Annotated in this window: 8 protein-coding genes; 7 read left to right on the top strand and 1 reads right to left on the bottom strand. The window is 71.1% G+C overall.

Going from position 1 to position 6,000, the window contains the following annotated elements; genetic code table 11:
• Positions 1-502 precede the first annotated feature (502 nt).
• Entirely contained in the window at positions 503-898 is a 396-nt protein-coding gene (locus C1I95_RS14865; protein WP_146605727.1) for a hypothetical protein, read from the top strand.
• Positions 899-905: 7 nt separating this feature from the next.
• The gene (locus C1I95_RS14860; protein ID WP_146605726.1) at positions 906-3,143 is read left to right on the top strand and encodes a hypothetical protein; all 2,238 of its coding nucleotides are present in this window, start codon (positions 906-908) and stop codon (positions 3,141-3,143) included.
• On the opposite strand, the gene C1I95_RS14855 is transcribed toward C1I95_RS14860, so the two are convergent.
• Positions 3,133-3,408: a hypothetical protein gene (locus tag C1I95_RS14855; protein ID WP_111214418.1), complete on the bottom strand. Its 276-nt coding sequence runs from the start codon at positions 3,406-3,408 to the stop codon at positions 3,133-3,135. The two genes, C1I95_RS14860 and C1I95_RS14855, sit on opposite strands and share 11 nt — an antisense overlap.
• Positions 3,409-3,471: 63 nt before the next feature.
• On the opposite strand from C1I95_RS14855, the gene C1I95_RS14850 reads away from it, so the two are divergent.
• From C1I95_RS14850 to C1I95_RS14830, 5 genes are read left to right on the top strand one after another with little or no spacing between them, the layout of a single operon-like run.
• On the top strand, positions 3,472-4,206 hold the full coding sequence (locus tag C1I95_RS14850) for a metal-dependent hydrolase (RefSeq protein WP_233513676.1): 735 nt from the start codon (positions 3,472-3,474) through the stop codon (positions 4,204-4,206).
• A 51-nt stretch (positions 4,207-4,257) separates the two neighbouring features.
• A complete protein-coding gene (locus tag C1I95_RS14845) occupies positions 4,258-4,965 on the top strand; it encodes a hypothetical protein (RefSeq protein ID WP_111214416.1) in 708 nt (235 codons plus the stop codon).
• A gap of 4 nt (positions 4,966-4,969) precedes the next feature.
• Positions 4,970-5,182: a hypothetical protein gene (locus tag C1I95_RS14840; RefSeq protein WP_111214415.1), complete on the top strand. Its 213-nt coding sequence runs from the start codon at positions 4,970-4,972 to the stop codon at positions 5,180-5,182.
• 37 nt (positions 5,183-5,219) lie between these two features.
• The gene (locus C1I95_RS14835) at positions 5,220-5,465 is read left to right on the top strand and encodes a hypothetical protein (protein ID WP_111214414.1); all 246 of its coding nucleotides are present in this window, start codon (positions 5,220-5,222) and stop codon (positions 5,463-5,465) included.
• Positions 5,466-5,510: 45 nt separating this feature from the next.
• Entirely contained in the window at positions 5,511-5,972 is a 462-nt protein-coding gene (locus C1I95_RS14830) for a hypothetical protein (protein WP_146605725.1), read from the top strand.
• The last annotated feature ends 28 nt before the right edge of the window (positions 5,973-6,000 follow it).

The following is a 6,000-nucleotide window of genomic DNA, read 5'->3' as shown; positions in this document are numbered from 1 at the left end:
CGGCGGACCCAAGCCGACCCGACGGGGCAAGCGAGGCGGCCGAAACCGGAACGGCGGGCAGGACACCACCACCGCGACGCACAGCGGCGGCACCGGGACGGGCTTCTGGGGTCGGACGAAGGATGCGTTCCTCGCCGGCCTCCACGGCAACGACACCGACCAAGAGCCGGGCAGTGGCACCAGCCGCGAAAGCCGAGGGAGCGGCGACGAAGCCGGCAACCAGCGGCGTGCGGGCGACGGGCAGCGCAGCCGGCGAGAGGCTCCCGCACCTGACGGGCGAAAGCCCGCAGAGCAGCAGCCGACAAAGCCGGCAGCCGAGCCGGCGCGGACACCCGACGAGGCCGGGGAGGCTGCCCGGTTCACCCCGCGACGGGTGCCTTGGGTGACACGCGAGGCGGTCGCCGAAGTGGCCACGGAGGCAAGAGCACGCGACGGCGGCCAAACGCCGCCACCCAGTAACCACACGCCCCGATCCGGGGGCCAGCGAGGAAGGAACAACAACATGGGAGACGACGTCAGCCTCCAAGGATGGGGCCGCAGCATCGGCGCAGTCGGACGCGTCATCGAAGAGGCCACTGAGGCGATGCCCCGCCAGGCGGACCTTCTGTCCGCAGTCAACAAGGCCGTGGGTGACCTCGTCACGGCTGGCCAGAACGACTTGCCCGCCGACCCTGCCGTGGTCGCGGAGGTCGAGGTCGTGCAGCGGGAGCTGGAGCAGGCGGTGGCCGATCACGAGTCGGCGCTGGCTCGCCTGCGCAGCGCGGCGGTGAAGGCCGACGCGCTGCCCGGCATGTACAAGAGCCGCCACGACGGTGACGAGCGCCGCCTGGAAGGCGAGCGCGGCGGCGTGCACCGGGAGATGAAGGCCGACGTGTCCTACGCCCAGAGCGACACCTGAGCGCGCGATGACGACGACAGCGGAGAGGAAACAGCAGGCGGCGCCGGAGCGGGTGCTGATCCGCGACGGCGGCGCCCGATGGCTGGTCGCCTGGATGACCGCGGTACTCATCGTGGCCGGCATCCTGTGGAAGGGTGCCGCAACGGGTGCGGTCGCGTGGGCGTGGGCGATTGCGCTCGGCGGCAGCCTCCTCTCCGCTGGCCTCGCAGCCCTCGCCAGCGTGGTCGGCGACAGGGCCAAAGCCGCCCCGCACCGGGCGGTCACGGCGGTGGCATGTGGTTCCTGGACGGCGTACATCACAGTCGCTGGCTGGTCGCCGACAGCGCTCATCGTGTTCGGGATCGGTGCCGCCGTCGTCGGCGTGCTGGAGAAGTGGCTGGCGCCCGCTGAATGGATGATCCGCACCGCGCAGCAGCCGTTGACCGGCGAAGTGCTTCCGGCTGCTGGGCCGCCGACCGCCCGGGAGGCGTTCTGGGCCAACGTGCTGCAACGTGCCCTCAAGCAGCCAGTGCCGGTACTCCAGGTGATCCCATGGGACAAGCAGGACGACGGCGAGCAGATCGTCATCGAACTTCCCGACGACAAGACGTTGGACACCGTCGCCCACGCCTGTCCGACCATCGCGGCCCGAGCAAAGCTGCTGCCCGGCTGCACCATCCGCGCGCTACCGGGCGCCCACCAGGGGCTCGTCATCTTGGACGCCATGAAGCGGGACTGCCTGCTCGATGAGTCGTGGGTGAAGGAGGAGACCACCCGATCCTCGATTTACGAGCCGGTTCCGCTGGCCCGCACACCCCGCGGCGAGTACGTCGAGGCGACGCTGCGCGAGAAGTCGATGATGGTTGGTGGGATGCCGGGTGCGGGCAAGACGACGTTCTTGCACCGGCTGGTCATGCGGATGGCCCGGTGGTCCGATTCCCTGATCTGGGTCGCCGACCTCAACGGCGGCGGCTTGGCCTGGCCGTGGGTTGAGGCGTGGGCACGCGGTGACGCTCCGAAACCAACGGTGGACTGGGTGGCGACCAACGCCTACGAGGCCGCGGTGATGGTTGCTGCTGCGCAGGCCATCGCGAAGGACCGGAAGATCAACCCGGAGGCGCGGCGGCGGAAGAAAGACGCCGACAACGACGTCCTGCCCGTGGACGAGAAGCTGCCCGCCATCATCATCATCACCGACGAGGGAGCCGAGTTCTCACAGTCCACCGCCCTCATCGTGCGCCTGGCGAAGGAAGGCATCACCAGCACCGCGCAGATCGCCCGCGCCGAGGGCATCCGCGTCGTCATGTCGATCCTGCGGGGCACCTCGGACACGCTGGACCGGGCACTCAAGTCCGCAATGGGCGTCATGACGTGCCTGCGGATGAACATGCAGGCCGAGTACGGGCACATCCTCGAAACGAATCCCCGCTACACCGGGCCGATGCACAACGGCAGCATGTTCATCCGGCTGCCAGAGCAGGGCGAACAGGTGATCCACACCAAGACAGAACGAGTTTCGCTCTCAATGATCGACCGACACTCGATCGCCACCGCACACCTGCGGCCCGACATGGACGACCGGGCGCAGAAGGTCGCCGCCCGACTGACGGTTCGAGAAGTGCTCGATGACAAGGACCCCCGCGACCTACCCGACATTGCCCGCCACCCGGTGATGCGGGACGTCGAGGCGGGCCGCGCCTACTCCGGCCGCTGGGACCGGCAGGCCCACAAGCTGGCCGAGCTGCGCGGTGAGGAAGTGCCCGAGTTCGCCGACGAGCCGGAGCAGATGCACGTCCCTGACCGGCCGACGGCGGCCGAGCCCGGCAGCATGGCGGAGAGGTTCCTTCTGGAAGCGCGCCAGTTCTCCCGCCACCGGGAGCCCGAGCAGGTTGCCGAGTCTCCCGCCTCGGCCGCCCCGGCCGCGCCCGTGGTGCCGGCACAGCGGGAGCGGGAGGTCGGTCCCATGGACGTGTTCGCCCGGCCGGCACCCGCCCCGGCCGTGCCAGGCACCGATCTGGTGCCCGTGGCCACCCACGACGGGGTGCAGACCTCAGTCCGTGAGCTGATCAGGATGGTGCTGCGGCAGGCCGGCGACGAGTGGCTGACCGACGCGGAGATCCGGCACCGGATCCGCGACGAGACGGGCATCGAGGTGGGGCGGTCGCGCAGCGGCCAGGTACTGGGGACGCTGCGCGACCAAGGTGAGGTAGAGCGCGACGACTCGGGTACGAAGGGCCCCTACTACCGGCTGCGGGTCAGCGGGTGAGGCCGGCGGTGCGCTTCATCAGTGCGGCGAGCGCGGAGCCGGGCGGCGGCACGAATGCCGCCCGGTCCTCCGCCCGCTGCTCGGCGCGGCGCGGCGCGGGCACACCGGACAGCTGCTGGGCGCGAACCTCCGCCGCCCGCCTGCCGGCCTCGAACGCCGCCTCCAGCTCCTCGGGCGTGGCACCGCTGTGGGCGGCCTCGGTGACGGCCGCAGTCAACCGCTCCAGCCACCGCTGGCGGTCTGCATCACGGTCGTACGTCGCCATGGGTGCAGTGTCGCATACGGGTACGACATCGAGTAGCAGTGCCGTTACGGGCGGTGTGTCTCCATGATGGGCCGGACGCACGCGGCGAGCGGGGCGGTGGGCTGGCTGGCCGGCTGCGCCGCGCTCGGGCTCGCCGGCCAGTCGGTGCCCGGCGCCGTCGCCACGGCCGGGGCGATCGTGGCCGCCGGCTGGGCACTCGTGCCCGACCTGGACCATCCACGGTCAACGGCGTCGGTGTCGCTCGGCCCGGTCACCGGCGGCGCGTCCTGGGTGACCGCCGCCCTCTCGCGTTGGGTGTCGCGGGTGACCTGCTCGTGTTGTGACGGGGACGCCGACGGGCACAGGGCGCTCACCCACACCGCGGCGTTCGCTGTCGTCGTCGGGGTGCTGTTCGGGGTGGCCGGCTGGCAGCTCGGAGCGGCGGCCGGCGTGCCGGTGGTGGCGGTGTCGGCCGCGCTCGCCGCCCGGGGACTGCTGTCCCGCCGTCGCCGTCGGGGCGGCTACGGGGTGCTGGTCGTCGCCGTCGCGGTGGGCGCGGTCGCCGCGCAGGGCGGTCCGGGCTGGTGGTGGATCGGTGTGCCGGTGGCGTGGGGGATGCTGGCGCACTGCCTCGGGGACGCGGCCACGTTGAGCGCAGTTCCGTTGTGGTGGCCGCTGCGGATCCGGGGCTGCCGGTGGGCGGTGGTGGGGTCGCCGCGGTGGTTGCGGTTCAAGACGGGCGGCAGGGCGGAGCGGGTCGTGTGGTGGCTGCTCCTCGCGGCCGGTGCCGGGAGTGGCGCGTACCTGGTGCTGACCTGACTGGCGCGTCATGTCTAGTCCTATACACCTCAGTCATGTATAGTCCTATGCATGACCGCCATCACGCTCACAATGCCCGGCGACGAACCCGGCACGAAACACACCATCGACCTCAACACCCTCACACCCAAGGCCCGCGCGGTCGCCGAAGCCATCGCCCAAGCCGAACTACCCCGAATCCGCATCAAGTCCGTCCGGCCCGCCCGGGAAATGTGCGCGCCGGAGTACCTGCCGATGCTGGCCGGTGACCCCGACCAGCCGGAAACCCGCATCCACGACTCATGGTGGAAGTGGCACGGACTCGACCCGGAACCCTCCATCCATAAAGTGCTGGAGTGGGAGGCCCGCAAGCTCGACGGCTGGTACCCGATCGCCGACGACGGAACCGACCTCCCGACCTCACAGGCAGCCCGTGACGACGACGGCCTCACCCGCGACCAGGCCCTAGAACTGGTCGGGCGGATCTGCCCCGGCCACGGAATCACCATCGACACCTGGATGCGCAACGCCACCCGCGGCATCAAGGGCTACCCGGCGCCGTGCGGCCACGACGGCTACCGGTCGCTGTGGTCCGAGGCGACAGTGCGGGAGTGGGCGACCCGGCTCGCCGAACTGGCCGACCTCAGGCGGCAGCGCGAGCAGGTCGAGCAGCAGATCCGACGCCAGGTCGCCGGCATGACCGAACTGCCCGACGATCTGGTGGCTGGCCTGGCCGGCATCACCCGCGTCACGGCCCGCAAGTGGACCGGAAAGGACTGAGACCGTGGACGAGATGTACGTCGATGAAGATGGCGTTGCCCACGCGTGGGACGACGTCGTGCCCCACGATCCGGAGGCCGAGTCGGCGCCGGACCCCGACGAGCCGCCCTACACCTACCGGGATTTGGTGACCGACCGGGCGGAGGCGCAAGGCATGACCGTGGGCGAGTACCTCGACGGCGATCCGTGGGGCTTCGACCCCCCGGATGACCTGTGACGATCAACTGCCCGCGAACTCACCGAGGGAGAGCCCCATGAGCCTGCTTAGCGCAGTCAGCGCCTACCGGGATCGGTACCTCCGGGCCGGCGGCACCGATGCCCGCACCGTGCGGGCATGGCTGGACACCGAGGTCAGCCCGGAGGACGCCGTCCGGCTGGAGGCCAAGGGCCACACCCCCCAGGCGGTTGCAGCCGAGATCGCCGCCGCGCCCGTCCGGTGGGACGACGAACGGGACGCTGAGGCGGTCATCGACAGGTTGCTTCTCGGTCCTGCCATCTGACGGGGCGGGATGCCGCCGATGGGGCTCGCCGCCGAGGTGCTTACCGTGGCCCACGGGTCCGAGCGTTTCGCGGCGCTGCTGGCCCAGTTGCGGGCGGACACGGCGCTGGTCAGGCGGTTCTGGGCTGAGGCCGAGGGCACCCCCGACGAGCTGGACAAGCCGGGCACGCTGTGGTCGGTGGTGGTGCTGCGTGACGGCAGCCGGTGGGGCACGCTCGCCGCGTGGGCGGCGGCCCGGGTGGAAGGCGACACGCTCAAATGCTTCGCCAACTACGAGGTGCCGGGTGTCGGGCGTGAGTTAGGGCTGTACCGGGTCGCGTACCAGGAGCGGCACCGGGCAGTGGTACTCCCGTCCCGGCGGGCGGCGGTGACGTTCCTGTTCGCGCAGCCGATCCCGCTGCACGAGGCGGACGGCTGGCGCCGGACCGGGTTGCAGGGGGTGTCGACGGAGCCGGGGATCGAGGCTCACGCCTGGTGGGAGCTGCGGCGCGACCCGACCGAGGCTTGAGACGAGGAAGGGGCGCGGGCTTGCAGGC

This window comes from Micromonospora craterilacus, from assembly GCF_003236315.1.
Classification (GTDB): domain Bacteria; phylum Actinomycetota; class Actinomycetes; order Mycobacteriales; family Micromonosporaceae; genus Micromonospora; species Micromonospora craterilacus.
This window is presented reverse-complemented; position numbering and strand designations above follow the sequence as displayed.